This window comes from Nocardia mangyaensis, assembly GCF_001886715.1.
GTDB lineage: Bacteria > Actinomycetota > Actinomycetes > Mycobacteriales > Mycobacteriaceae > Nocardia > Nocardia mangyaensis.
In genome coordinates this window covers 2,088,204-2,113,331 of sequence record NZ_CP018082.1, presented here as the reverse complement: position 1 = coordinate 2,113,331, position 25,128 = coordinate 2,088,204, and the positions used below count along the sequence as shown (strand labels likewise).

21 protein-coding genes, 3 rRNA genes and 1 pseudogene are annotated in these 25,128 nt (G+C 66.1%); 6 read left to right on the top strand and 19 right to left on the bottom strand.

Annotation, left to right across the window (positions count from 1 at the left end; all coding sequences use genetic code 11):
- Window positions 1–164: 164 nt before the first annotated feature.
- Window positions 165–1,862 (bottom strand): L-aspartate oxidase, encoded by a 1,698-nt coding sequence (locus BOX37_RS09540; RefSeq protein ID WP_071931333.1) that lies wholly within the window; start codon window positions 1,860–1,862, stop codon window positions 165–167.
- 31 nt (window positions 1,863–1,893) lie between these two features.
- A complete protein-coding gene (nadA, locus tag BOX37_RS09535; RefSeq protein ID WP_071927328.1) occupies window positions 1,894–2,931 on the bottom strand; it encodes a quinolinate synthase NadA in 1,038 nt (345 codons plus the stop codon).
- A gap of 77 nt (window positions 2,932–3,008) precedes the next feature.
- On the opposite strand from nadA, the gene BOX37_RS09530 reads away from it, so the two are divergent.
- The gene (locus BOX37_RS09530; RefSeq protein WP_071927327.1) at window positions 3,009–3,746 is read left to right on the top strand and encodes an NUDIX hydrolase; all 738 of its coding nucleotides are present in this window, start codon (window positions 3,009–3,011) and stop codon (window positions 3,744–3,746) included.
- A gap of 30 nt (window positions 3,747–3,776) precedes the next feature.
- On the opposite strand, the pseudogene BOX37_RS09525 reads toward BOX37_RS09530, so the two are convergent.
- Window positions 3,777–4,526: pseudogene (locus BOX37_RS09525) on the bottom strand (MFS transporter); the annotation flags it as partial.
- Between the two features lie 176 nt (window positions 4,527–4,702).
- Here BOX37_RS09525 and BOX37_RS09520 point away from each other — a divergent pair.
- Both BOX37_RS09520 and BOX37_RS09515 read left to right on the top strand, forming a co-directional pair.
- Window positions 4,703–5,437, top strand: a complete 735-nt coding sequence (locus BOX37_RS09520; protein ID WP_071931332.1) for an AraC family transcriptional regulator — start codon at window positions 4,703–4,705, stop codon at window positions 5,435–5,437.
- Between the two features lie 43 nt (window positions 5,438–5,480).
- The gene (locus tag BOX37_RS09515) at window positions 5,481–5,984 is read left to right on the top strand and encodes a nitroreductase/quinone reductase family protein (protein ID WP_071927325.1); all 504 of its coding nucleotides are present in this window, start codon (window positions 5,481–5,483) and stop codon (window positions 5,982–5,984) included.
- 32 nt (window positions 5,985–6,016) lie between these two features.
- Here the strand turns inward: BOX37_RS09515 and BOX37_RS34615 are convergent, their stop codons facing one another.
- The 6 genes from BOX37_RS34615 to bioB form a co-directional block, all read right to left on the bottom strand.
- Window positions 6,017–6,184 (bottom strand): hypothetical protein, encoded by a 168-nt coding sequence (locus BOX37_RS34615; RefSeq protein ID WP_167659916.1) that lies wholly within the window; start codon window positions 6,182–6,184, stop codon window positions 6,017–6,019.
- Between the two features lie 101 nt (window positions 6,185–6,285).
- A complete protein-coding gene (locus BOX37_RS09510; RefSeq protein WP_071927324.1) occupies window positions 6,286–7,467 on the bottom strand; it encodes an AI-2E family transporter in 1,182 nt (393 codons plus the stop codon).
- A gap of 81 nt (window positions 7,468–7,548) precedes the next feature.
- Complete coding sequence (locus BOX37_RS09505; protein ID WP_071927323.1) at window positions 7,549–8,082, bottom strand: DUF1353 domain-containing protein; 534 nt, start codon at window positions 8,080–8,082, stop codon at window positions 7,549–7,551.
- A gap of 82 nt (window positions 8,083–8,164) precedes the next feature.
- Window positions 8,165–8,806, bottom strand: a complete 642-nt coding sequence (locus BOX37_RS09500) for a DUF2567 domain-containing protein (RefSeq protein ID WP_240505287.1) — start codon at window positions 8,804–8,806, stop codon at window positions 8,165–8,167.
- Window positions 8,807–8,814: 8 nt separating this feature from the next.
- Window positions 8,815–9,024, bottom strand: a complete 210-nt coding sequence (gene bsaP, locus BOX37_RS09495; RefSeq protein ID WP_071927321.1) for a biotin synthase auxiliary protein BsaP — start codon at window positions 9,022–9,024, stop codon at window positions 8,815–8,817.
- Window positions 9,025–9,034: 10 nt separating this feature from the next.
- On the bottom strand, window positions 9,035–10,048 hold the full coding sequence (gene bioB, locus BOX37_RS09490; RefSeq protein ID WP_071931331.1) for a biotin synthase BioB: 1,014 nt from the start codon (window positions 10,046–10,048) through the stop codon (window positions 9,035–9,037).
- Between the two features lie 145 nt (window positions 10,049–10,193).
- Between bioB and BOX37_RS09485 the strand changes: the two genes are divergently transcribed.
- Window positions 10,194–10,778, top strand: coding sequence for a TetR/AcrR family transcriptional regulator C-terminal domain-containing protein (locus BOX37_RS09485; RefSeq protein WP_071927320.1), 585 nt, complete (start codon window positions 10,194–10,196; stop codon window positions 10,776–10,778).
- 111 nt (window positions 10,779–10,889) lie between these two features.
- Here the strand turns inward: BOX37_RS09485 and BOX37_RS09480 are convergent, their stop codons facing one another.
- The 3 genes from BOX37_RS09480 to BOX37_RS09470 form a co-directional block, all read right to left on the bottom strand.
- Window positions 10,890–12,050 (bottom strand): alpha/beta fold hydrolase, encoded by a 1,161-nt coding sequence (locus tag BOX37_RS09480; protein WP_071927319.1) that lies wholly within the window; start codon window positions 12,048–12,050, stop codon window positions 10,890–10,892.
- Window positions 12,051–12,128: 78 nt separating this feature from the next.
- On the bottom strand, window positions 12,129–12,587 hold the full coding sequence (locus BOX37_RS09475) for an SRPBCC domain-containing protein (protein ID WP_071927318.1): 459 nt from the start codon (window positions 12,585–12,587) through the stop codon (window positions 12,129–12,131).
- Window positions 12,588–12,596: 9 nt separating this feature from the next.
- A complete protein-coding gene (locus BOX37_RS09470; protein WP_156910347.1) occupies window positions 12,597–14,468 on the bottom strand; it encodes a hypothetical protein in 1,872 nt (623 codons plus the stop codon).
- A gap of 266 nt (window positions 14,469–14,734) precedes the next feature.
- Between BOX37_RS09470 and BOX37_RS09465 the strand changes: the two genes are divergently transcribed.
- Window positions 14,735–15,292 (top strand): hypothetical protein, encoded by a 558-nt coding sequence (locus BOX37_RS09465; RefSeq protein WP_156910346.1) that lies wholly within the window; start codon window positions 14,735–14,737, stop codon window positions 15,290–15,292.
- A 206-nt stretch (window positions 15,293–15,498) separates the two neighbouring features.
- Here the strand turns inward: BOX37_RS09465 and rrf are convergent.
- The 7 genes from rrf to BOX37_RS09430 form a co-directional block, all read right to left on the bottom strand.
- A 5S ribosomal RNA gene (gene rrf / locus BOX37_RS09460) occupies window positions 15,499–15,615 on the bottom strand.
- A gap of 96 nt (window positions 15,616–15,711) precedes the next feature.
- A 23S ribosomal RNA gene (locus BOX37_RS09455) occupies window positions 15,712–18,846 on the bottom strand.
- Between the two features lie 331 nt (window positions 18,847–19,177).
- A 16S ribosomal RNA gene (locus tag BOX37_RS09450) occupies window positions 19,178–20,694 on the bottom strand.
- Together the 16S, 23S and 5S rRNA genes form the textbook arrangement of a ribosomal RNA operon.
- 500 nt (window positions 20,695–21,194) lie before the next feature.
- Entirely contained in the window at window positions 21,195–21,863 is a 669-nt protein-coding gene (bioD, locus tag BOX37_RS09445; protein ID WP_071927315.1) for a dethiobiotin synthase, read from the bottom strand.
- Window positions 21,860–23,014, bottom strand: coding sequence for an 8-amino-7-oxononanoate synthase (locus BOX37_RS09440; protein ID WP_206045794.1), 1,155 nt, complete (start codon window positions 23,012–23,014; stop codon window positions 21,860–21,862). Before BOX37_RS09440 ends, bioD begins: the two co-directional genes overlap by 4 nt.
- 47 nt (window positions 23,015–23,061) lie before the next feature.
- Window positions 23,062–24,339 carry an adenosylmethionine--8-amino-7-oxononanoate transaminase gene (locus BOX37_RS09435; protein ID WP_071927314.1) on the bottom strand — a complete coding sequence of 426 codons (1,278 nt, stop codon included), beginning with the start codon at window positions 24,337–24,339 and terminating at the stop codon, window positions 23,062–23,064.
- A gap of 58 nt (window positions 24,340–24,397) precedes the next feature.
- Entirely contained in the window at window positions 24,398–24,664 is a 267-nt protein-coding gene (locus BOX37_RS09430; RefSeq protein ID WP_240505286.1) for a MarR family winged helix-turn-helix transcriptional regulator, read from the bottom strand.
- Between BOX37_RS09430 and BOX37_RS09425 the strand changes: the two genes are divergently transcribed.
- On the top strand, window positions 24,644–25,120 hold the full coding sequence (locus tag BOX37_RS09425) for a cupin domain-containing protein (RefSeq protein WP_240505285.1): 477 nt from the start codon (window positions 24,644–24,646) through the stop codon (window positions 25,118–25,120). The two genes, BOX37_RS09430 and BOX37_RS09425, sit on opposite strands and share 21 nt — an antisense overlap.
- Window positions 25,121–25,128: the final 8 nt, after the last annotated feature.

The following is a 25,128-nucleotide window of genomic DNA, read 5'->3' as shown; positions in this document are numbered from 1 at the left end:
CACTCCTGTTCTGCGGCGCGACACGCGCCGGACGGATGGATTGGAGCGTTCGACACTCCGCCGTAGTTGCTTGACCACCAGTGGATTCCGAGCCGAAGCCGGGAACACAGCACCGCCGACCGGAACCGTGGCATACCGTTGGCCGACGATGCCGCCGGGCGCCGTCACAACGCACCGCTCGGAATCGGAGCGGAATCGACTGCCACGATGGACAGTTCGAGGCCACCCTGCGGATCGAGGCGAACCGCTGTGCTGTACCGCTGGTCGTCGACCGCGCTCGGATGATCCGAGCGCGTATGGCACCCACGACTCTCGGCGCGCGCCGCCGCCGCGGTCAACAGTGCGCGCGCGGTCAGCGTCAACGCGGCGTCCTCCACGGTCCGCAGAGACGCCGCCGCGGACTCCCGCTCACGACCGGAACCCGACTCCTGCGTGCGACCGCGGCGCGGGTCCGCCGCAGGACCGACATCGGTCTCGTCCAGCGTCCGCGCGACCGGACCAGGCACCGCCACCAGCGACATCGCCGCGTCGACGCGCGCACTCGCGATCGCGAGACCCGCACCGTCACGGACGACCGAAGCATGCTCGGTCATCGCCTGCTGCACGACCGACCGTTCGGCGAATTCCACTGTCCACGGCTCGATCTCATCGACCCGCGCTCGCACCCCGAGCCGCTCGACCGCCGCCGCGCCGGCCCGTTCACCGACGACGAGCCCTTCGAGCAGACTGTTCGATGCCAGCCGATTCGCACCGTGCAGCCCGGTTCGCGCCACTTCGCCCGCGGCATACAGCCCGGGAACTCCGGTTCGGCCGTGCGTATCGGTGAGCACCCCACCGCACTGGTAGTGAGCGGCTGGCGCGACCGGAATCAGTTGCGCCCCCGGGTCGATCCCCGCCGACAGGCAGGACGCCGTAATGGTCGGGAACCGCTGAGCGAACCCGTCGATACTCCTCGCGTCGAGGAACACATGATCGGTGCCCAGCGCTCGCATCCGCTCGGCGATTGCCCGCGACACCACGTCCCGCGGCGCCAGATCACCACGCGGATGCACCCCGGCGGTGACCGAATCACCTTCGGAATCAACAAGAATCGCGCCTTCACCGCGCACGGCCTCGCTGATCAACGGCCGCCGCCCCAACCCACCCGGGGTGTAGAGCACCGTCGGATGGAACTGCACGAACTCGAGATCGGCCGCCGCCGCCCCGGCCCACAACGCCAAGGCCACACCGTCACCGGTTGCCCCCGGCGGGTTGGTGCTCAGCGCGTAGAGCTGCCCGAGCCCACCGGTCGCGAGCAGCACGGCAGGGGTGTGTACGACACCGAATCCCTTGTCCGACGCCATGACGACCCCACACACACCGTCGGCCCCGGTCACCACCCGCAGTGCCGCGGCACCGAAGCGCACCGGCAACCCGGCCGCGTTCAGCGCCCGCTGCACCTCCGCGCCCGTGGCATCCCCACCGGCGTGGATGATCCGGCGCGTACTGTGCCCGCCCTCGCGGGTGCGCGAGATCTGCCCGTCGCGACCGAGATCGAACACCGCCCCGAGATCGGTCAGCGCGGCCACCGCCGCCTGCCCGCCCTCGACGATCGAGCGCACCGCCGCGCCATCACACAGCCCGCCACCGGCCTCGACCGTGTCGTGCACATGCGAGTCGACCGAATCACCCCGCGGCGCGACGACAGCGATGCCACCCTGGGCGTACTGCGTCGAGGTATCGGTCGGCCCGCCCTTGCTCGAGGTGAGCACCCGCAGCCCACGCAGCGATGCCGTGCGCGCGGCCGTGAGCCCCGCGACGCCACCACCGATGACCACCAGATCGGCCTCGGCCTCCCAGGTGATCCGAACACCCGCGGTCATGGTCGCTACCCGCGCGACCGAACCGCGCCGGTCACTCCCCACCACCGGGGTTGCCGATCGAGATCATCCGCTGCACCGAGGCACGACCCGCCTCGGCCATCGCCAGGTCCACGTGCACCTCGTCGGCGCCTTCGACCAGGCAGCGCAGCAGCGCGGCCGGGGTGATCATCTTCATGTACGGGCAGGAGGCCCGGTCGTTGACCGCCTGGAAGTCGATGCCGGGCGCGGCCTTGCGCAGCTGGTGCAGCATGCCGATCTCGGTGGCGACCAGCACCTGGGTCGACGTGGCCTTCTTGGCGGCGTCGATCATGCCGCCGGTGGACAGGATGTGCACCCGGTCGGCCGGGAACGAACCCTCCCCGGCCAGGTACAGCGCCGAGGTGGCGCAGCCGCACTCCGGGTGCACGAACAGCTCGGCATCGGGGTGGGTGCGCGCCTGCTCGGTGAGCTCCTCACCGTTGATGCCCGCGTGCACGTGGCACTCGCCCGCCCAGATGTGGATGTTGTCGCGGCCGGTCTCGCGCTTGACGTGCGCGCCGAGGAACTGGTCGGGCAGGAACAGCACCTCGCGGTCGGGGTCGATCGAGGCGACCACGTCGACGGCGTTGGAGGAGGTGCAGCAGATGTCGGTGAGCGCCTTCACCTCGGCGGTGGTGTTCACATACGAGACCACCATCGCGTCGGGGTGCTCGGCCTTCCACTCGCGCAACTGGTCGGCGGTGATGGAATCGGCCAGCGAGCAGCCCGCGCGCTCGTCCGGGATCAGCACGGTCTTGGCCGGGCTGAGGATCTTGGCGGTCTCGGCCATGAAGTGCACGCCGCAGAACACGATGGTGTCCTCTTCGGCCTCGGCGGCGATCCGCGAGAGGGCCAGCGAGTCACCGACGTGGTCGGCCACGTCCTGAATCTCGGGCAGCTGGTAGTTGTGCGCGAGGATCGTGGCGTTGCGCTCTCGCGCCAGTCGCCGCACCTCCTGCGCCCACTCCGGCGTCGCTTCGACACCCGTGTATCCGGTGGGTCCATCGAAGACCGAACCCATCAGCGTCGGCCGCGCAGTCGTCGTCGCCATGGTGGCTCCTTCCTCGTGCGAGCGGCTCCATCGCCGCGATTCGCACCAAACCAGGTTTTCGACTTAGAATCGAAAACGTGCCCCATAGTAACACCATCCACGAATCGCTCACCGCGGTGTTCCAGGTTCGCCGCTTCCCCGTCGACGTTTCCGCAGGTAGTGGCATTGCGGGTGGTCGCGGACGGCCGGGAAGACCCGAACTGGCCGTTCTGCTGTGGGAACGCGCGCTCGATCCACAGAAGGGGACCTGGTCGCTACCGGGCGGTCGGTTACGCGACGACGAGGACCTCGACACCTCGGCCCGGCGCCAGCTCGCCGAGAAGGTCGACGTGCGCGAGCTGACCCATCTCGAACAGCTGTCGGTGTTCAGCGCACCCGACCGCGTGCCCGGTCCGCGCCGCATCGCCTCGGCCTATCTGGGTCTGGTCCCCCTCACCACCGAGCCCGAACTCCCGCCCGACACCACCTGGCACCCGGTCTCGGCCCTGCCCACCGTGTCCTTCGATCACGGCACCGTCGTCGACCACGCCCGCACCCGCTTGGCCGCCAAACTCTCCTACACCAATATCGCCTTCGCCCTGACCCCCGACACCTTCACCCTGTCAGTTCTGCGCGAAATCTATTGCGCCGCATTGGGATATGAAGTCGACACCACCAACCTCCAGCGCGTGCTCACTCGCCGAAAAGTCATCACCCCCACCGGCGACACCGCCCCCTCGGGCCGCGCCGGCGGACGTCCCGCGGCCCTGTACCGCTTCACCGACTCCGGCCTCCGCGTCACCGACGAGTTCGCCGCCCTGCGCCCACCCACCTGAATCCCGTTGCCGCGGTGCGGCCTACGCGAGCTACCTCCGCCCGGCCACGCCCCCGTCGTCGGCGGCGGCCGGCGTCACCAGGAACCGCGCGAGGACGGCGGCCGGAACGGCGAGGACACACAGCGTGGTGAGCACCGCCTGGGTGCCGTGCCGGTCGGCGAGCAGACCGAGCAGCGGCACGAGCAGGCCACCGGCACTGACCGCCAATCCCAGGGTGACCCCCGCCGCGGTCCCCGGCCTGCCCGGCAGGTAGTCCTGCCCCAAGACGACCAGGACGGCGAACGGGATGTTCACCGTGACCCCGACGGCCGCGACCAGCAACAGTGCCCACACCGGGCTCGGGGTCATGCGTAGCGCGAGCAATGCCGGAATCACTGCCGCACAACCGAATCGGACGGTGTGCACCCCGCCGATCCGGTCGGCCAGTCGTCCGCCCACCAGGGTGCCGAGGACACCACCGGCGAGCAAGACCGTCAGCGCGACGCCGCCGAGCATCGGGGTGGCGCCGAGGTGGTCGATCCAATACAGCACGAGGAAGGTGTTCAGGCCGAGGAAGACGACCGAACGCGCCACCGCGAGCGCGGTCAGCACGAGAAAGGGCGCCCAACGACCTTGTCCACCAGAGATTTTCACCGAGATCGTCTGCTGGGCGCGGCGCAGTTGGTAGCGCCAGAGCACGAAGGCCATGAGCACCGCGGGAGCCACGAAGACGGCGGTGCCGCCCACCCCGAGCCCGACCAGTACCGGTGTCGCCAGTGCCGGTGCGAGGAAGAAGCCGAGAAGTCGGTGACGGCGTGCGAGCTCACCCAGTACCGCATCCGCGCCGTCGACGACTCGACAGCGCCCCGTGACATCGCGCCGACCCGCACGTTCACCATCGCCGACCCCTTCCCATGGAGATACCGGTCAGCCTAGGAACCCGGCCGTGCGGCAGACTTCCGATAAAATGCCCGATGATGCCGGAAATCCGCCACCCTGCGCCGACCGTCACCCGCGCTGTCGTCGCGGGTACGCGGATCCCGCGCCATCACCACCGCGAGCACCAGATCGTGTACCCGAGTTCCGGTGTGGCCCAGGTGATCACCGATCGCGGTCGGTGGATCGCACCGTCGGACCGGGCGGTGTGGATTCCGGCCGGGTGCAGGCACGAGCACCACTTCTACGGGCCGACCCGCTTCCACTGTGTCGGCTTCTCCCCCACCGGCTCCGGCGATCGCACCGAGCCCGCCGTGATCTCGGCGGCGCCGCTGCTGCGCGAGCTGATCGTCGCCTGCTCGGATCCCGGCGATCTACCGGCCGAGGAAGCGGCCCGCCTGCGCGCCGTCCTGCGCGACCGCATCCGGCGCAGCCCGGACGAGCCGCTGCAACTGCCCGCCGCCATCGATGACCGGCTGCGCGCCGCGTGCGCTCTGGTCGAGGCCGACCTCACCGTGAGCTGGACGCTGCCCGCCCTCGGACGTCGGGTCGGCGCCGGGCAGCGCACCCTGAGCCGGTTGTTCCGCACCGAATTCGGCCTGACCTACCCCCAGTGGTGGCGTACCAGGCTGCGGCTGCACCACGCCATGGGCCTGCTCGCCGAATCCGTGCCGGTGACCGAGGTCGCCCACCGCTGCGGCTGGTCCTCGGCGAGCGCGTTCATCGACGTCTACCGGGAGGCGCTGGGCCGGACGCCCGGTGCCCGCGGGGCATAGTTGCGAGCCGAAACGTGTCGGTGGCCGCTGTCACACTGTTCGCATGGCTACCGAGGCATCGAACGAGCAGTCCATCACCTCCTACGACGACCCGGACGCACCGTGGAACCAGGAGTTCTCCGAGGCGGACATGGCGAACTGGAACACCGACGTCATCCGGGAATTCCGGGAGAACGACGGGAAGGTCGGCGGCGACTACGCGGGCGCGACCCTGCTGCTGCTCACCACGACAGGCGCCAAGAGCGGTAAGCAGCACATGGTTCCGCTGGGCGCGCTGTTCCGGGGCGAGACGATGTATGTGAGTTCGTTCATGGAGGACCGCTATCCCGCGTGGTACCACAATGTGCGGGCCGATCCGCGAGTCACGATCGAGCTGGGTACGCAGAAGTACGCGGCTGTTGCGGAAGTACTGACCGGCGAGCGCTACGCCGAGTTCGCGGCGTGGGCGATGGCGGAGAACCCGCTGCTGGCCGACTTCCAGTCCAAGACCGACAAGCCACTGCCCCTGGTGGTGCTGCGCCGCGAGAGCGCTTCCACCACCTCCTGATTCCGGGTGCACGGGCGCGGCGACGGGCCGGGTCAGGAGTCGAAACGGCGATCGCGGTGTTTGGCCGAGCGACGATAGGCCCGCCCACTCGGCACCGCGGTCGCGGCCGCGGAACTACGCAGGGCGTGCCTGCGGCGCCAGGCGACCAGATCGGCTCGCTCGGTGGGCTCGTCGGTGGTGTTCTGTTCGGTGGCACGCACGGCCTGGTCCTCCCCCGCGGAAACGCTGACCGGTCAACGGTAGGGATCGGGATCCGCGCCCGCCACCGATTTTCTGCCGACGGCCCGCTCGACGCCGGTCGTCACGGCCCGTTCTCGCCGCCCGGTGGGGCGGCGTCACCGGCTGCGGCGTTCTCGGGTGTGGCGCCCTCGGGATCAGGTTCCTCGGGGTCCGAATCATCCTCGGCCAGTTCATCTTTGCGCAGGGGCGCGCCGATCAGCACGTCGGCCCACCGTGTGGACGGGTCGATGTCGAGCAGCAGCGCCTTGACCAGCAGGGTCAACGGCACTGCGAGAATCGCCCCGAGCGCCCCGATCACCCAGGACCAGAACACCAGTGACAGGAAGGTCAGGGTGACGCTCAATCCCACGGCGTCGCCGACGAACTTGGGCTGGATGATCGACTGGATCACGAAATTGATCACCGAGTACACGATGATCACCCAGACCATCAGCACCGGTCCGCTGTCGAGCAGCGCCAGCAGCGCGGGCGGAATGACGCCGATGATGAACCCGACATTCGGGATGTAGTTGGTGATGAACGACAGCAGCGCCCACAGCAGCGGCAGCGGCACCCCCATCAGCCACAACGCGCCACCGTCGAGCACGGCGACGATGGCGCCGAACACCGTCGACACCACCAGGTACTTGCGAGTGCCGCGGGCGAAGTCGGCGAGCGCGTGCGCGATCGCGGGCCGTTCCTGGGCGACCACCGCCATCCGCTGCCGGATACTCATCCCGTCCACCGCCATGAACAGCAGCAGCGCGACCACGAAGAACAGATTCGAGAAGATCCCGACCACCCCGCCGAGCAGCCCGTCGATCAGTCCGACGACCTTGCCCATGTCGATGTTGTGCAGTGCCTTCTGGATCTGGTCGCTGCTCACGCCGAGACCGCCGAGCCAGTTACGCACGTAGCCGAGCAGCTCGTCGAGCTTGTCGGTGTACTCGGGCAGCTGCGAGGCCAGCTGGTAGGCCGACAGCGCCAGCGCGCCGACGAGCGACAACAGGATCAGCAGCACCGTGGTCAACGCGGCGAGCATGCCGAGCCACGTGGGCCACCCACGCTGCTGCGCCCACCCCTGCAGGGGCTGCACCGCTACGGTCAGCATGAGCGCGAGGAAGGTGGGACCGATCACCGCCGAGAACGACTTCATCCCGGCGATGGCGACGACCCCCGCCGCCACGGCCAGCAGCACGATCAGCCCACGCGGGATCGACCACACGGCGGGTGTCGGCGAAACGGCTTGCCCGGGCATGCGCATGGGTGCCTCCTCGGCTGTCGATCCCGACGCTAGGCACCGGCCCGACCGCGCGCATCGCCCGTTGCGGGTGAAGCCGAGTGCCTAGGCCGCGCGCATCTGCGGGGTCGGCGGCGGCGCCGTGGTGCGGTGCCCGAGCCGACCGACCGCCCAGAAACTCAGTTCCACCAGCCAGAAGACCAGCAACGCCACCGTCACCACGGTGACCGGCACCGCGAGGAACACGACCGAGGGCACCGCGACCAGCAGCCAGCGCGCCACATCCCCCGCGCTCGCGCCACGCAGATGCGAGCCCAGACGCACTGCCGCCCACATCATCCAGCGTCGCGGCACGGAGATGCCGAGCTCGCGCAGGCAGCGACGGAAGATGCCGTCGGCGTCCGCACGGTCCACTTCCTCGCCGCGACACAGGTAGTCGTGCAGGATCGCGGCCCTGGTGTAGGCGCCGTAGCGCGGGATCAGCCAGACCAGCGGCCGCGGCACCGAGGCGAAGTCGGTGCGGAATCCAGCGGGCACCGTGAAGGTGTCGACCGCGCCCCGGTAGGCGAGCGGCTCGGTGAGCCGCCAGAATTTGGCGTCCAGCTCCTCGACGACCGGACCGCCTCCGATGAATGCCACGACCGCTCCTCTCGAGCCGCCCGCACAGTCTCTACCTGCCGATATGCGCGATGGTAGCGCGCGATTTCGGGCCCGGAGCAGCTCAGCCGCGTGGTTGCCAACTCGGATCGAAATCGCCGCTGGGCCGATACTCACCGGTGCCGATCGGGAGCGGGTAGCCGGTGGGATCGTCGTCGTGGTCGCGGGGGCGCAGGTCACCGAGCAGCCCTGCGGCACCGGAGCCGAGGTCGGTACGGGGGTGCAGCGCGGCGAGGAACAGCAGCACGAGCGCGGCAAGGAAGGGTTGCACCACCAGGGCGAGGTGCGTGCCGAGTTCGGCGGGCAGCGTGACGATCTCGCCGACGGCGGGATCGTCCGGACGCGGATGTCGGCCCGCCGCGACCGCCTCCCCGACCCACATCATCACCGCGGCGCCGAGCCCGGAGGCCAGCACGATACCCACGACAAGGGCGGGTCCGCGGGTGCCGCGCACCCGCCAGGCCGCGACCGCGGTGAGCACCGCGACCACGGCGCCCAGGCACAGGAACATCCCGACGGCGTCGAACAGATGCATGCTCTCCCCGGTGAGCGCGGCGGCGCGACCGGGCCGGGTGACCCGCAACCGTTCGGTGGGCGCGAGCACACCCCACGCCACCCCGGCCACCGCGCTCGCGACGAGCACCACCGCCGCCACGACGCCGACCCCGATCAGCTCACGCCGCAGCACCTCTGGGCGTGCCTGCACGCCCAGCACTAGCGGCGTTCCAGCTGTGCGGATTCGATGACCCCGTGCCGGGAACACTTGGCCCACCAGCCGTCCGGGCTCACCTGCACGATCATCCGGCGCCCGCAGTGCTCGCAGAAGCGCGGCGGCTCCAGTCCGAGCGCCGCGGCCGCCGGCGTCGCGTCATCGAGTCCGGGCACGATCCGCTTGCCGGTGAACGGGTTGTAGCGCTCGTCCATGTCCACGAATCTACAGCGTCTCGTTGAGTGCCTTGATCGGCATCTTCAGCTCGCCGAGCAGATCCAGGTCCGATTCGGCGGGGCGGCCGAGGGTGGTGAGGTAGTTGCCGACGATGACGGCGTTGATGCCGCCGAGGATGCCCTGCTTGGCGCCCAGGTCGCCGAGGGTGATCTCGCGACCACCGGCGAAGCGCAGGATCGTGCGCGGCAGCGCGAGCCGGAACGCGGCCACGGCCTTGAGCGCCTCGGCCGCGGGCAACACCTCGAGGTCGCCGAAGGGGGTTCCGGGACGCGGGTTGAGGAAGTTCAGCGGGACCTCGTCGGGCTCGAGCGCGGCCAGTTGCGCGGCGAACTCGGCGCGCTGCTCGATGGTCTCACCCATGCCGAGGATGCCGCCGCAGCACACCTCCATGCCTGCTTCGCGGACCATGCGCAGGGTGTCCCAGCGCTCTTCGTAGGTGTGGGTGGTGACGACCTTCGGGAAGTGTGACTTGGCGGTTTCGAGATTGTGGTTGTAGCGATGCACGCCCATCGCGGCGAGCTGGTCGACCTGCTCCTGGTTCAGCATGCCCAGCGAGCAGGCGACCTGGATGTCGACCTCGTTGCGAATGGCCTCGACACCGGCGGCGACCTGGGCCATCAACCGCGCGTCGGGCCCGCGGACCGCGGCGACGATACAGAACTCGGTGGCACCGGTCTTCGCGGTCTGCTTGGCTGCCTCGACCAGGCTGGGGATGTCGAGCCAGGCCGCGCGCACCGGCGACTGGAACAGGCCCGACTGCGAGCAGAAATGGCAGTCCTCGGGGCAGCCGCCGGTCTTGAGGCTGATGATGCCCTCGACCTCGACCTCGGGGCCGCACCACTTCATCCGCACGTCATGGGCAAGCTCGAGCAGTGCTTCCAGCTGGTCGTCGCCGAGGCGCAGCACCTCGACGGTCTGCTCCTCGGTGAGGCCGACGCCGCGTTCGAGCACCTGCTCGCGGGCGATGGCCAGAATGTCGGTCCGGACGGGTGCCTGCGTCACGACGTTGAGTCCCTTCATCGGGTACGCACGGCCGACGGTGTGATCCACCCGGCGTAGCCATGCGACTTGAACGGTGTTCAGGATAGGGTAGCGGCTACGAGTGAGTCACGACACTCGGGTCAAGGAATCGGACGGAAGGACGCACGTGCACCTGCGGAAAACGGATGTGGTCGATGCCGCCATCACGATTCTGGACCAGTACGGCCTGGCGGATCTGACGATGCGCAGGCTGGCCGGGTCGCTGCAGGTGCAGCCGGGGGCGCTGTACTGGCACGTCAAGGACAAGCAGACGCTGCTCGGCGCGGTAGCCGACCGGATTCTGGCGCCGATGGACGAACCGGTGACCACCGCCGAATGGCAGGGCCAGGTCACCGAATTGGCCCATCGCCTGCGGGACTGCCTGCTCGCCTACCGCGACGGCGCCGAACTGGTCTCGGCCACCTACGCCTCTCGCCTGACCACGAGCAAGGCGCGGGAACGCCTGGCTGGCATCGTCATTCGCGCCGGAATGACTCGTGAGGAAGCCGACCTCACGGCCTACACCCTGCTGTACTACGTGCTCGGCCAGACCGTCGACGAACAGTCGCGGATGCAGATGGACTCGGCGGGCGCACTGCCCGCCGAGTCCACTCCGTTGCTCGAAACACCTGATGCCACCGCCCGATTCGACTTCGGGCTACAGCTGTTCATCGCCGGGGTGCGCAGCATTCTCGGCACTCGCGTGCGCTGAACTCAGCAACCGTTCCCTTGCTTCGGTTCCCTACCGGAATCGGATCGGGCATCCGAGGCATTGACGGAGTACTCAGCTGCCATCCGGCGGGTCGCCGGCCTGCGGGCGGCATCAGTTGTCCGGGAGCGAAGGCTGTTGATCGTCCGGCGGGTGCTGGTGACGCTGGACGAAGTGCAGAACCTGGGATTCGATCACCGTGTTGTACTCGTCCGGATGTCGGCGGGGATCTGCGTGGCCGATCAGCCGCGGGCGAACCACCAGCAGGGTGCCGTCGACCCCGCCGGCGAGGTCGACGAGCACCCGGTGGGAGTGGTCGACATCGACGACGTGGTCCCGGGCCGCGTCCATGGGACGGATGAAGACGATCGCGGGGCGCGGTTTGTCGGGATGCGAACGGGCCAGCGCCCGGAGGTCATCGGCCGCGCCGCCCCCGACGATGGCCAGGAACTGCGCATGGATCAGCCCGTTGCTGGCGGCGTCGCGGGAAAAGATCTTGTCCCGCAACACCTCCGCTGCCACCGCGCGCAACGCGCTGTGATCGATATCGGCGATCATCCCGTCACGGTTCGCGAATCGGTCACGGCGGGCGGTGATCTCGACCGCGAGACGTAGAATCCGGCTCTCCCGCGCACCAGGCAACCAGCCCATCAGGCGCATCAGATCTGTGCCCCGGCTGCGGCTTTCGGGCCGAACCGCGTTCAGGTCGACTGGAGTACAGTCCAGCAGAACCGCCACCAGGCGACGATCGCTGCCCCAGTGGAGGTGGCGCGCCACCTCCAGGGCGATCACCCCGCCCATGCTGTGCCCGACCAGCACGATGTCACGTACTCCGGCCAGCTGGGTCGCCTGCACGATCAGCTCCGCGATGACCAGGGTGTCGATACCGGCGTTGTCGTAGCGCACCGCCCACACCACCCCGAAGTGTCGCAGGGCAGGTAAGGCTGTCGCGGTCGGTTCGGCGTTCAGCCCACCGAGCCCGACCATATCCACCACCGCCGTGTCCGAGCGCCGCTCGTCGTACGGCGGCGCGACCGGCAGAAGCCCGGGTTCGGTGCGCGCCAATCGTTCCCGTTCCGGAGTCACATCGTGCTGCCAGTACTGGGCGAAAACCGTCAGCGCGGCGACCACCACCACGATGCTGCGCAGCAGCACCAGACGGGTACGCCGCCACGACCGCCAGCCGGCGCCCAGCCGCGTCTCACGCAGCCGTATTCGCCGTCGCGCGTCGTCGTAGTCCGCGACGGTGGACGGATGCCGATTCGTCGACGACATACTTCCACTGTAGGGATCGCCCGTACGCTGCCCGTCCGACCAGAGAACCACGGCACCTGGCAACCACGCCCCCTGCTACTACGCTCGCCCCTCCGCCATCGCCCGCAACTTCGTGAGGGCGAGCTGCCAGCTGGCCTCGTTGTCAGCCTGGCTCAGGCCCGAAGGGACACCGGTGTGCTCGATGTCCAGCCGGGTGCCATTCCCGGTGTCGGACAGCGTGAAGGCGACCATCTGCGCCCCTGAGATATCCGGTTTCTCGGTGACGAACTCCAGCACTTCGACGATCTTCTCGTCAGGGATGAGAGTGGTGAACCTGCCGTAATAGGCGTCGTGTTGCGGTTCGGTCCCGCTAGCGTCAGTGCTCGCGGCGTAGGTGGTGGTGATCGAGAAGGTCCCGCCTTCCTTCGGCTCGAACCGGTGCACCTCGCTGGTCCCGTCCGGCATCATCCAGGCCTTGACCGCATCGCCGTCGAGCAGCAGCTGGTAGACCACCGCGCGTGGCGCGTTGATGTCGATTCCGGTCCTCGTCGTCGCCATGCCTCCACGCTAACCCTGGTATCGGTCAGGACGTCGGGGCGACTCACCGCCCGACCGCATGTTCGAGTGCACCTGTGCCTCCGCAGCGTCGAATCGGGCGGCGAGCGCCGTCAAACCGGACTGTAGCCTTCGAAAATAGGTCGCCCTGCTCAGGTGCATCCGAGTGGCGACCTGCCGATGGGTGGCGGACGGGCGCAGAAAATAGCCGACGAGGATCTGCCCGGATTCGGCCTGCACTGGGTCTGGACTGGTTGCCAGCTCAGCCACCGCCTCCCGCACCCATTCCTGCAAACGACCTACCGTCGGCGTAACCGTCGACGCCAGCAGCGGGCTCGCGGCCAATCCGATCGGGTCGTCGAGGTGCTGCATCACCGCCGCGAGTTCGGTCGGTGCGGTGGGCTCTGCGGTGGCCGCTGTGGCATCGGACAGCGCCGCCGCCCAGCGGATGCCCGCGCGGCCAGTGAAGTCGTTGCTGTAGATCTCGGCGGTACGTCCGCAACGATAGATGTCGTCGCGGACGGTGCCATGCGTCGTGAATCGCAGCCGCTGAACCAGCTCCTGATAGTCGGGGTTCGTGGTCGAGACGACCAATCGACCTACCTTGGTCGCCGCAGCGAGCGTGTACCGCAGGATCTGCGCGTGTGCACCGCGATCGACACCGAACGCGGCGCCCAGCAGCAATCCGTCGCCGAATCGTTCCAGCACATCGTCGGTGTGTTGCTGCAGCAGCGGTTCGATGCCGTCGACACGGCCCGCGTCGATCGGATCCAGTCTGGTCACACCGCGCAGCTCGCCCGCGCCGTCGCGGATGACGTGAAAGGCCGAAACACCGTCAGCCAGCCACCTTTCCACCAGTGCGGCGGTCCGCTTGCGGTCGAACCCGCTACGCTCGGACCACTGCCGCATCAGCTGGGCGATGCCCTCGGCGTCGGCCGATGCCGCTTGCCCGACCACACCGTGGTCCAGGACGGCCGGAAACAGCGTCTTCCGCACCGGCGCTGCCGCGTCGAGGTAAATACATTGCTCCACCAGCGCTGCCCGCGTTGTGCGCTCATTCGCCTGCGCCAGCCGGTTCCGCCGGTACGCTGAGGCGCGGGCTCGGGCAGCCTCGAAGCTTTCCGGTCGCCGCCACTCGTAGGCAGCGGCGAGCACCGTCCGTATAGGCTCGACGAGGCTCAGTCCCACCTCTGTACGCCGCACCACGCTGAGTCCGGCCAGCGCGGTGAACAATTCGGGGCCACAACCGAGCAACGACTCGTCAGCCGCGCCGACCGCCGCCAGAAGGCGCAGGGACTGCTGCCATCGCCGACCGGGCAACTCCCGCGCGAGCCGGGTGAGTATCTCGGTGCCGATGGCATCGGCGATTGCCCCCACCGCCGAACCGGATGTCCCGGTGTCGATGGCGCGCACCGCCGCCGCGGCCAATCCTGGCAGTCCCCCGGCCAACCGCAGCGCGGCCGCACCGTCCTCCGCCGGATGACGCCCGAACACCTCGACAATCGCATCGAGCGACACATCATCCAACGGCGACACCGCGATCGCGCGAGTCGACTTTGCGGGCAGCCCTGGGCCGACAGGCAGCCGAGTCCTGCTCACGATCACCATCGAGGCCGGCTCGCGCGCATCACACCATGCCAGCACTGCCTCGCGGACGTCGGCACCGTCGACGTTGTCCACCACGAGCGGGCCGGCCGTTCGATCGCGCCAGCCGGCGAGTTCGTGCGGATCCAGGATCGTCGCTCCCGGCACTCGCCGCACCAGCCAGGACTTACCCACCCCGAGCGGACCATGGACATTCACCACTCGACTGCTCGAGATCGCGGCACGCAACTGTGCCAACTCGCTGGCCCTGTCGGTGACCGCCCAGTCAGCTCTTGTCATCGGAACCCCTTCTCGCACGCTGCCACCCTGGTACCCGGTCAAGGCGCACTTCATGCTGAGACCATCTCGAGACTCAGACCTGTGGGGAGGTCATTAGCCTCGGCAGCACCATGAGCAATACCGATACATCAACGAAGGCGACATCCCGGTTCCGAGCTCGGCGGCCTCTCCAGCTGTCAGCAGGCATCCTCACCGCAGCGGTGGTCCTCAGCGCCACCGGATGCGCCGACAAGGCCACTGAGGCAGTCACCAGCACCACGGAATCGGTGACGACCACCGTCACCGCACCCAGTTCCAGGGTCGCGCCCACCAGCGCCCCGCCCACCGCAGAGGGGTCGGCTTTCGACGTCGAGAGTGTCCCTCTCGCCCAAGACCTCCCCGGCACATTCCCCTACTTCACCCTGCCCGCGGGCTTCGAGAATCCGAACCGGGACGAGCCCGTCCGGCCGCGCGATCGGGTGCCCATCTGGACTGGTGACCGCCTCGAGTGGGTGATCGGCAAGGTCTCTCAGTCCTATATTCACGCCGATGAGGATCACGCGTTCTCCAAGTTCGCCCTGATCGACGCGATCGACACCGAGGTCGCCGCGGCAGGCGGCAGCAAGATCACCGAATCGAAAGTCCCCGAGGAATTGGTCGACACCATCGATGAAGACCTGTTGGTCGGCTTCAACGCCGGACTGGGCGGAATCTACAGTCAGACGGTGAATACATACCTGATCCGCACCGAGGACCGCCGCGTGTGGATTCACCTGACGGCGGACTCCGCATCGGGTCACTGGCTCATCGCCGAGGAATTGATCGAGACAACCACCACGAAGTAGCTCCCGGGCCGCCTCCCCGGGGCTGGGCCGCCGCCTCCCCGGGGATTCTGCCGGACGGAGGCGCGCGAGACCTCGACCAGCGCACCAGCGACACACAGCCGGCTCGGGACGAACGCACCCGGCAAGCTACCCATACACCCGAAAATCAGCTACCCGGAAACGCAAAAAGACCCTCCAGCAATGCTGGAGGGCCTTTCGCAACGATGTTCCGGCGGTGTCCTACTCTCCCACACCCTGTCGAGTGCAGTACCATCGGCGCAGGTGGCCTTAGCTTCCGGGTTCGGAATGGGACCGGGCGTTTCCCCACCGCTATAACCGCCGTAACACTATGAAACCAACCACAACAGCGCTCCCCAAACGGGTTTGCTGCCATGTCGTGTGTTGTTTCAGAAACCGCACAGTGGACGCGTAACACCTTCGATAATAAGCCCTCGGCCTATTAGTACCAGTCACCTACACCAGTTACCTGGCTTCCAGTTCCGGCCTATCAACCCCATGGTCTGTAGGGGGCCTTAACCACTCAAGGTGGAGAGAAACCTCATCTTGGAACAGGCTTCCCGCTTAGATGCTTTCAGCGGTTATCCCTTCCGAACGTAGCCAACCAGCAGTGCTCCTGGCGGAACAACTGGCACACCAGAGGTTCGTCCGTCCCGGTCCTCTCGTACTAGGGACAGCCTTCCTCAAGTTTCTAACGCGCGCGGCGGATAGAGACCGAACTGTCTCACGACGTTCTAAACCCAGCTCGCGTGCCGCTTTAATGGGCGAACAGCCCAACCCTTGGGACCTACTCCAGCCCCAGGATGCGACGAGCCGACATCGAGGTGCCAAACCATCCCGTCGATATGGACTCTTGGGGAAGATCAGCCTGTTATCCCCGGGGTACCTTTTATCCGTTGAGCGACACCGCTTCCACTTGCCGGTGCCGGATCACTAGTCCCGACTTTCGTCCCTGCTCGACCTGTCAGTCTCACAGTCAAGCTCCCTTGTGCACTTGCACTCAACACCTGATTGCCAACCAGGCTGAGGGAACCTTTGGGCGCCTCCGTTACATTTTAGGAGGCAACCGCCCCAGTTAAACTACCCACCAGGCACTGTCCCTGAACCAGATCATGGTCCGAGGTTAGAAGTCCAATACGATCAGAGTGGTATTTCAACGACGACTCCACAAACACTAGCGTGCCCGCTTCACAGTCTCCCACCTATCCTACACAAACCGTACCGAACACCAATACCAAGCTATAGTGAAGGTCCCGGGGTCTTTTCGTCCTGCCGCGCGTAACGAGCATCTTTACTCGTAATGCAATTTCGCCGAGTCTGTGGTTGAGACAGCAGAGAAGTCGTTACGCCATTCGTGCAGGTCGGAACTTACCCGACAAGGAATTTCGCTACCTTAGGATGGTTATAGTTACCACCGCCGTTTACCGGGGCTTAAATTCTCAGCTTCGCCACAAGTGGCTAACCGGTCCTCTTAACCTTCCGGCACCGGGCAGGCGTCAGTCCGTATACATCGTCTTACGACTTCGCACGGACCTGTGTTTTTAGTAAACAGTCGCTTCTCTCTGGTCTCTGCGACCCCACCCAGCTCAGACCGTAAAGATCATCACCAGATGTGGTCCCCCTTCTCCCGAAGTTACGGGGGCATTTTGCCGAGTTCCTTAACCACAGTTCTCTCGATCGCCTTAGTATTCTCTACCTGACCACCTGTGTCGGTTTGGGGTACGGGCCATGTACCAGCTCGCTAGAGGCTTTTCTCGGCAGCATAGGATCACTGAATTCCCCTCAACGGGTACGCATCACGTCTCAGGACACATGTGTGACGGATTTGCCTATCACACTCCCTACACGCTTACACCAGGTATTCCATCACCTGGCCCAGCTACCTTCCTGCGTCACCCCATCGCTTACCTACTACAGTCAGGGTCATATGCAGCCATCATCCCCCTCACCCGAAGGCTCGGTAAGACAACATTTGGATACTTAGCACAACTGATTCAGCATTGGGCGCGGATACACGGGTACGGGAATATCAACCCGTTGTCCATCGACTACGCCTGTCGGCCTCGCCTTAGGTCCCGACTCACCCTGGGCGGATTAACCTGGCCCAGGAACCCTTGGTCATTCGGCGGACGAGTTTCTCACTCGTCTTTCGCTACTCATGCCTGCATTCTCACTCCCATGGCCTCCACAGCTAGTTCACACTGCTGCTTCCACGGCCACAGGACGCTCCCCTACCCATCCACACACCTGGCCCCAACCACTACAGCTGGGACGGGCTATTGCGTGAATGCCGCGGCTTCGGCGGTGTACTTGAGCCCCGCTACATTGTCGGCGCAGGATCACTTGACCAGTGAGCTATTACGCACTCTTTCAAGGGTGGCTGCTTCTAAGCCAACCTCCTGGTTGTCTAAGCGACCCCACATCCTTTTCCACTTAGTACACGCTTAGGGGCCTTAGCCGGCGATCTGGGCTGTTTCCCTCTCGACTACGAAGCTTATCCCCCGCAGTCTCACTGCCACGCTCTCACACACCGGCATTCGGAGTTTGGCTGACTTCGGTAAGCTTGTAGGCCCCCTAGGCCATCCAGTAGCTCTACCTCCGGCGTGAAACACGTGACGCTGCACCTAAATGCATTTCGGGGAGAACCAGCTATCACGGAGTTTGATTGGCCTTTCACCCCTACCCACAGCTCATCCCCTCAGTTTTCAACCTAAGTGGGTTCGGGCCTCCACGACGTCTTACCGTCGCTTCACCCTGGCCATGGGTAGATCACTCCGCTTCGGGTCCATAATGTGCGACTATTGGGCGCCCTATTCGGACTCGCTTTCGCTACGGCTACCCCACACGGGTTAACCTCGCCACACACCGATGACTCGCAGGCTCATTCTTCAAAAGGCACGCCATCACCCCACACACTCGAAAGTACGAAGGCTTTGACGGATTGTAAGCGCACGGTTTCAGGTACTATTTCACTCCCCTCCCGGGGTACTTTTCACCTTTCCCTCACGGTACTAGTCCGCTATCGGTCACCAGGGAGTATTCAGGCTTACCGGGTGGTCCCGGCAGATTCACAGCAGATTTCACGGGCCCGCTGCTACTCGGGAGACATCCACAACAGCCAAGAAGTTTTCGTTTACCGGACTATCACCGTCTATGGCAGGCCGTTCCAGACCACTTCAACTAACCACTTGGTTTCTTACTGTTGCTCAACTCGGCAGAGTTGAGAAGAATGATCCCACTACCCCAGCTAGACAACGACTGCCGTCTATCACATCTAACTGGTTTAGCCTCATCCGCTTTCGCTCGCCACTACTCACGGAATCACTGTTGTTTTCTCTTCCTGTGGGTACTGAGATGTTTCACTTCCCCACGTTCCCTCCACACCACCTATATATTCAGTGGCGGGTAACACGACATCACTCGTGCTGGGTTTCCCCATTCGGAAATCCTCGGATCTCAGCTCGGTTGACAGCTCCCCGAGGCTTATCGCAGCCTCCTACGTCCTTCATCGGCTCCTGGTGCCAAGGCATCCACCGTACGCTCTTAAACACTTACTAACAAAGATGCTCGCGTCCACTGTGCAGTTCTCAAACAACACACCCGAGAAAGTTCCGTACCCAGACCTACCCAGCGGTCACCCGCCAGCGGTTTCGAGGAAAACTCTCCCAGATCGTTTGTTTTGCCGTGAAAAAACACATTCGCGTGTTCTTTCAGGACCCAATAGCGTGTCGGTATATCACCGCAGTGAAAGACATTGCTTCCACCGAGTGCGATGAGTTCGTCAGCGTTCCACCCATGAGCGTCCGCAGTTCCACGAATGGGAACTAAACGGTCTCTGACGCGCCCTCATTCGACTCTTCGAAGAGTTCACGTAGAAGTGCTCCTTAGAAAGGAGGTGATCCAGCCGCACCTTCCGGTACGGCTACCTTGTTACGACTTCGTCCCAATCGCCGATCCCACCTTCGACGGCTCCCTCCACAAGGGTTAGGCCACCGGCTTCGGGTGTTACCGACTTTCATGACGTGACGGGCGGTGTGTACAAGGCCCGGGAACGTATTCACCGCAGCGTTGCTGATCTGCGATTACTAGCGACTCCAACTTCACGGGGTCGAGTTGCAGACCCCGATCCGAACTGAGACCGGCTTTAAGGGATTCGCTCCACCTCACGGTATCGCAGCCCTCTGTACCGGCCATTGTAGCATGTGTGAAGCCCTGGACATAAGGGGCATGATGACTTGACGTCGTCCCCACCTTCCTCCGAGTTGACCCCGGCAGTCTCTCACGAGTCCCCGCCATTACGCGCTGGCAACATAAGATAAGGGTTGCGCTCGTTGCGGGACTTAACCCAACATCTCACGACACGAGCTGACGACAGCCATGCACCACCTGTACACCGACCACAAGGGGGCCTACATCTCTGCAGGTTTCCGGTGTATGTCAAACCCAGGTAAGGTTCTTCGCGTTGCATCGAATTAATCCACATGCTCCGCCGCTTGTGCGGGCCCCCGTCAATTTCTTTGAGTTTTAGCCTTGCGGCCGTACTCCCCAGGCGGGGTACTTAATGCGTTAGCTACGGCACGGAGTCCGTGGAAGGAGCCCCACACCTAGTACCCACCGTTTACGGCGTGGACTACCAGGGTATCTAATCCTGTTCGCTACCCACGCTTTCGCTTCTCAGCGTCAGTTACTTCCCAGAGACCCGCCTTCGCCACCGGTGTTCCTCCTGATATCTGCGCATTTCACCGCTACACCAGGAATTCCAGTCTCCCCTGAAGTACTCTAGTCCGCCCGTATCGCCTGCAAGCTTAAGGTTGAGCCCCAAGTTTTCACAAACGACGCGACGAACCGCCTACAAGCTCTTTACGCCCAGTAATTCCGGACAACGCTCGGACCCTACGTATTACCGCGGCTGCTGGCACGTAGTTGGCCGGTCCTTATTCTACAGGTACAGTCACTTTCGCTTCGTCCCTGTCAAAAGCGGTTTACAACCCGAAGGCCGTCATCCCGCACGCGGCGTCGCTGCATCAGGCTTTCGCCCATTGTGCAATATTCCCCACTGCTGCCTCCCGTAGGAGTCTGGGCCGTGTCTCAGTCCCAGTGTGGCCGGTCACCCTCTCAGGTCGGCTACCCGTCGTCGCCTTGGTAGGCCATTACCCCACCAACAAGCTGATAGGCCGCGGGCCCATCTCGCACCGATAAATCTTTCCACCACAGAACATGCATCCCATGGTCATATCCGGTATTAGACCCAGTTTCCCAGGCTTATCCCGAAGTGCAAGGCAGATCACCCACGTGTTACTCACCCGTTCGCCGCTCGTGTACCCCGAAGGGCCTTACCGCTCGACTTGCATGTGTTAAGCACGCCGCTAGCGTTCGTCCTGAGCCAGAATCAAACTCTCCGTTGAAGACTCTCAACCACACCCCGAAAGGTGTAATCAGAAATATCTAACTAGAGTCCGAAAACCTAGCAAAGTCAAACACCAGCAAATAAGATTCGCTGTTGTTTTCAATGTCCAACCTCCCACGACCGGGGGGTACGCGAAGGCTGGAACCAATAATCATTATTGGCACTGACATTCATCGACACACTATTGAGTTCTCAAAGAACACACGCACACACTTCCACCCACAACATGTTGATCGCGGGTTTCGGTGAGGCAAGGGTTCGTACTGTAGCCCAGAACATCGACCAGAAGCAAATCCCAGCCAGATGACCCTGAACACATGATCAGTCAGGCGCTCATCGTCCTACCTCGTTTCCCCGCACCGTAGCCGCCCTGGCGGGCTGCTGCTCGGCACCGGGTTGGTGTCCGTGTCGCTCTGACTCGAATAAAGTTACGCAGCGACGAACACTAAGTCAAATCGGCTGGTCAGCGGAGGTTTTCAACGCACCGACACGCGACGTTCAGGGACGCCACCCGTCGGCGAACCAACTCGGAGCTGCCGCGGCGAAGCGCTCACGCTCCCACTGGCCCACACCCGCGGGGATCGCACCGAGCAGGGCGGTGTCGGTGACGCGGGGCAGATCCTCGCGATTGCAGCGCGAGGCGAGATCCGGGTCGGTCGGCCAGGCGCCGATGACCAGTCCCGCGCACGGCACACCGGCGGCGGCCAGGGTGCGGGTGGTGAGTTCGCTGTGGTTGAGGGTGCCGAGTCCGGCGGCGGCCACGACGAGGACGGGAGCACCGACCTTGTGGGCGAGCTCGAGCAGCGTGTATTCCCCCATCCGGACCAGCAGTCCGCCCGCGCCCTCGACCAGGACGAGGTCGGCGTCGGCGAGTTCGTCGATCGCGGCGACGGTCTCGGCCAAGCTCAGCAAGGGCATCCCGGCGCGGCGGGCTGCGGTATCGGGGGCCAGTGGGTCGGGGTAGCGGGCTAGTTCGACCGTGCGGGTCACCCCGGACAATCGGGTGATCTCGGCGAGATCGCCCGGTTCGCCAGGGGCGATCCCGGTCTGGGCAGGCTTGCACACCGCGACGGAGCGGCCCTCGGCGTGCGCCACCGCTGCGACAGCGGCCGTGACGACAGTTTTGCCGACGTCGGTGGACGTGCCGCTGATCAGCAGGATGCTCATGCGCTCACCGGCTCTTTGCCGCGCGCGTTCTCGAGGACTTCGCCGAGCACCTCGGCGATGGTGTCGAGCTCGGCGGGGGTGAGGTTGGCGCGGGCGGTCAGGCGCAGGCGAGAGGTGCCTTCGGGGACCGAGGGTGGGCGGAAGCAGCCGACGTCGAGGCCGTGTTCACGGCAGGCCTGGGCGGCATCGAAGGCGAGCTGGGCTTCGCCGAGGACCACCGAGACCACCGCGGAGTCCGGTTCGGGGACTCCGGCGATGCGGGCGATGTCGGCGGCGCGGGCGAGGACGCGCGCGGCCATGGCGGGGTCGCGGCGCAGGAGGCCGAGTGCGGCGCGGGCCGCGCCGACGGCGGCGGGCGCGAGGCCGGTGTCGAAGATGAACGTGCGGGCCGCGTCGATGAGGTGGGCGCGGATTCTGGCATCGGCGAGCACTGCGCCGCCCTGGGCGGCGAACGCCTTGGACAGGGTCGCGGTGACGACCAGATCCGATTCACCCGCCAGACCTGCCTCGTGCACCAGCCCGCGCCCGCCCTCGCCGCGGACACCGAGTCCGTGCGCTTCGTCGACGATCAGGATCGCGCCATTGGCCCTGGTGACCCGGTGCAGCTCGGCAAGCGGGGCAAGGTCGCCGTCGGCGCTGAAGACCGAGTCGGTGAGGACGAGTGCGCGCTCCTCGGTGCGTTCGGCGAGCAGCCGTTCGACAGCGGCGACGTCACGGTGCGGGGCGATCTCGACCCTGGCCCGGGAGAGCCTGCACGCGTCGACCAGGGAGGCGTGGCTACCCGCGTCGGAGACGACCAGCGTGCCGCGTCCGGCCAGCGCGGTGACGGCGCCGAGATTCGCGGCATAGCCGGAGGCGAAGACCAGTCCTGTTTCCGCGCCGACGAATTCGGCGAGTTCGGCTTCGAGCAGGGCGTGTTCGGCGGTGGTTCCGGTGACCAGGCGGGAGCCGGTCGATCCGGCCCCCCACCGACGCACGGCGGCGATCGCGCCCTCGATCACCTCGGGATGCCGAACCAGCCCGAGATAGTCGTTGGAGGCCAGGTCGATCGCGGGCGACTCGGCGGCGCGCACCCGCAGGTGCCTGCGCAGCCCGGCGTCGACCCGCTCGGCCGCGCGCTCGTCCAACCAGCTCAACGGATCCGTACTCACAGCCGAGGAGCTTACTTGAACGCCGTTCAAGCGGGCTGGGCGCGGCATCATCGCACCGATGCCTTCACCGCCGCGCGCACGGCCGCGGTGATGGTGGCGATGTCGGCGGAGCTGCTGATGAACGGGGGCATCGTGTAGACGAGATTGCGGAACGGGCGCAGCCAGGCGCCCGCGTCGACGGCAGCGGTGGTCGCGGCGCGCATGTCCACGGGCTCGTCGAGTTCGACGACTCCGATCGCGCCGAGCACCCGCACCTCGGCGACACCGGGCAGGTCGGCGACGGGCGCGAGACCCTCGGTCAGCTCGGATTCGATCCGCGCGACCTCACCACGCCAGTCGCGCGAGCGCAGCAGCTCCACCGAGGCGACCGCGATCGCGCAGGCCAGCGGATTGCCCATGAAGGTCGGCCCGTGCATGAGGCCGCCATGCGCCGAACTGATCGTCTCGGCGATGCGGGTGGTACACAGGGCGGCGGCAAGGGTGAGATAACCGCCGGTCAGCGCCTTGCCCACGCACATCACGTCCGGGCTGACGCCGGCGTGGTCGGCGGCGAAGAGTGCGCCGGTACGGCCGAAGCCGGTGGCGATCTCGTCGAAGATCAGCAGCACCTGCTGCTCGTCGCAGATGCGGCGCAGTTCGGTGAGATAGCGCGGATCGTGCCAGCGCATCCCGCCCGCGCCCTGCACGATCGGTTCGACGATCACCGCGGCCAGCTCGTCGCGATGGGCGCGCACGGCCTGCTCGAGCTCGGCGACGTAGCCGGGCTCGAAGGTCCGCGGCGGCGCGGGCACGAACACCTGCTCGGTCAGGACATCGGTCCACAGCGTGTGCATGCCGCCCTCGGGGTCGCACACGCTCATCGGAGTGAAGGTGTCGCCGTGGTAGCCGCCGCGCCAGGTGAGCAGCCGGTGTTTGCCGGGGCGGCCGACTCCGCGCCAGTACTGCAGGCACATCTTCGCCGCGACCTCGACCGAGACCGAGCCGGAGTCACAGAGGAAGACCTTGTCCAGCCCGGCCGGCGTGAGCTCGACCAGCAGCTGAGCCAGCCGGACGGCCGGTTCGTTGGTGAGGCCGCCGAACATCACGTGGCTCATTCGCTGCGACTGGGCGAGCAGGGCCGCGTCGAGCACCGGATGCCGGTAGCCGTGCACGGCCGCCCACCACGAGCTCATGCCGTCGACCAGTTCCCGGCCGTCGGCCAGGGTGAGCCTGGTGCCCGCCGCGCTCGCGACGACCAGCGGTTCGGTGGTCGCGGGGAAGCCGCCGTAGGGATGCCAGACGTGCTCGGCATCGAGGGCGCTGATCTGCTCGGGGGTCAGGTCCACAGGGTTTCCTCGTCGTCGCCCGGTGCCGCCGCAACGGCCTTGAACAACGTTCAAGTTATCAGCTGCGGCCGGACTCGGACGGCGGGTCGGACGGATCGGCGATGGCGGCGGGCACGCGCGCCAGTGCGGCCCGGAGCCGGTCGAGGGATTCCGGGCCGAGCTCGGCCGCGAGCGCCTGCTCGATCCGGTGGATGTGGCGTGCGGCCAGCGCGAGCGCCGCGCGTCCGGACGCGGTGGCAACGATCAGGCGGGCACGGCGGTCAGCGGGATCGGGCTCGCGTGCCACGTAGCCGAATCGTTCGAGGTGGGCGACCAATTCGCCCATCGACTGCTGGGTCATCCCGGCAGACAAGCGGGCCCGCACTGGCATCCCGAACTGGCCGAGACCTGGACCATTCGCGCCGGCACGATGCGGTTCCGGATCGACGGCGTCGAGATCCTCGCGGGCCCGGGTCAGACCGTCACCGCTGCACCGCGCGCGGTGCACGAGTTCTGGAACGAAACGCCCGACACGGTGCTCGATCACGTGATCCGCCCGCCGCTGCGGCACTGGGAGATGTTCGAGTTCTGGACCGGCTTGGACAACGCGCACCGGACGACAGCAGACCGGGTACCGCGCAATCCCCTCGCCCTCGCGCTGCTGTGGGAGTACCAGGACGGCTATCTGGCCGGTCCGCCCGTGCTGCTGCAGCGCCTGATGTTCGGCGGCCTCGCCCGGTTGGCGCGGCGGACGGGATACGCGCGACGACTGATCGCGAGCTTCTCCGGAACGCCGGAGTGATCAAGCAC